Origin of the sequence: Gardnerella sp. 26-12 (genome assembly GCF_001660745.1) — a bacterium.
In the GTDB taxonomy this organism is placed as follows: Bacteria; Actinomycetota; Actinomycetes; order Actinomycetales; family Bifidobacteriaceae; genus Bifidobacterium; species Bifidobacterium swidsinskii.
On sequence record NZ_LWSR01000087.1, the window covers coordinates 1 to 1,200 of the forward strand.

Below are 1,200 nucleotides of genomic sequence, written 5' to 3' on the forward strand. Positions count from 1 at the left end.
GAATAAGTTCGCTTAAAGCTTAGTGATTTAATCGCAATGTGGTTGAGGTTATAAGCAAATAAATTGTTCAGTAACATATAAACTCTATGCAAAACAAATCATTAACAGATAAATAAGTAAAGGTCAAGCTGTAGGATGTGTGGCTACAACTTGACCTTTGAAAATTGCGATATGTTTTTAAGTTAAAATCGTAGTCTAATGCTTTTATTTATTCTTGGCAATTCCAAGAGCTTTTGAACTTTCATCCTTGTCAAGGCCTATAAATAAAAGCACGATTATGCCAATAATCAGCGGAACATAACCGTATCCAGATCCGTGGATTATGCCGAATATTTCCATAAGCCCATTTGCTATTACGACTAGTGAAGATACTATAAAATATAGCTGCGCGCACCACGGTTTTTTAATGAGAAACATGGTTGCAAGTCCAAATAATCCAGCGATAATTTGAGGCACTCCCCATAGATAATCATTACGCATTACAATCAGCGCAATTCCGCTAGCAAGAAATACGCCATTGGCTATTGTCCAAAATACGGATGGAATTTGTGCTTTTGTATATTCTGAATTACTCATATTTTCCTACTATAGCAGCATCATAATTGCTTTTGTTACAACCCAAGCCATCCAATCTGGCATCCCTGCTGATTTGCAGGCATTATAAATTCCGTCTTCAATCTTTCCAGTCCAATGCTCCAAAAATTTTATAAGCTCATTTAATCCTAAATGACTTTTAATGAATTGTTTAACTTGCTTAGGTAGTTTATGATAAATAGTTTTAATTGTTTTAACTACAAGACTAATTTTTCCACGTTCTTGTAATATGTTACGAAGCTCTGCTTGCGTTGGTTCTGCGTTAGATGCTGGAATTTTAATGAGATATCCATTAACTACATACACGCGGTAACCATCTTTTGTTGTGATGTGTTCGCATGCTATGTTTTTTTCAACGGTGCTATCTGTTGGCTCAAGAGCGAGTGCAGTAGAAGAAGGAACAACAATACTGCTAAAAATTAATGAAGCAGATAATACGCATGCTATAGCTAACTTCTTCATAATATGCCTTTCTGTACGAGAAGTAACTGTTTATGCCAAAAATCTTGACAATTTATAAATTAATGGCGTGCTAAAAGGTAAACAATATCTTGTATATGAAAACCTTTACAAATAATTACTATCTAAAACTGTTTAAGATTCATT

The 1,200-nt window shown here is 34.2% G+C and carries 2 protein-coding genes; both read right to left on the minus strand.

The genetic code is table 11. The annotated features are described in order from the left end of the window. Nucleotides 1–204: 204 nt before the first annotated feature. The gene (locus tag A5295_RS04545; protein ID WP_004108219.1) at nucleotides 205–576 is read right to left on the minus strand and encodes a hypothetical protein; all 372 of its coding nucleotides are present in this window, start codon (nucleotides 574–576) and stop codon (nucleotides 205–207) included. Between the two features lie 9 nt (nucleotides 577–585). Further along, nucleotides 586–1,056, minus strand: coding sequence for a hypothetical protein (locus A5295_RS04550; RefSeq protein WP_004108217.1), 471 nt, complete (start codon nucleotides 1,054–1,056; stop codon nucleotides 586–588). Nucleotides 1,057–1,200: the final 144 nt, after the last annotated feature.

Bases quoted from the DNA above. Each gene is read 5' to 3' on its own strand.
- A5295_RS04545 (WP_004108219.1), bottom strand. From the start codon at position 576: ATGAGTAATTCAGAATATACAAAAGCACAAATTCCATCCGTATTTTGG.
- A5295_RS04550 (WP_004108217.1), bottom strand. From the start codon at position 1,056: ATGAAGAAGTTAGCTATAGCATGCGTATTATCTGCTTCATTAATTTTT.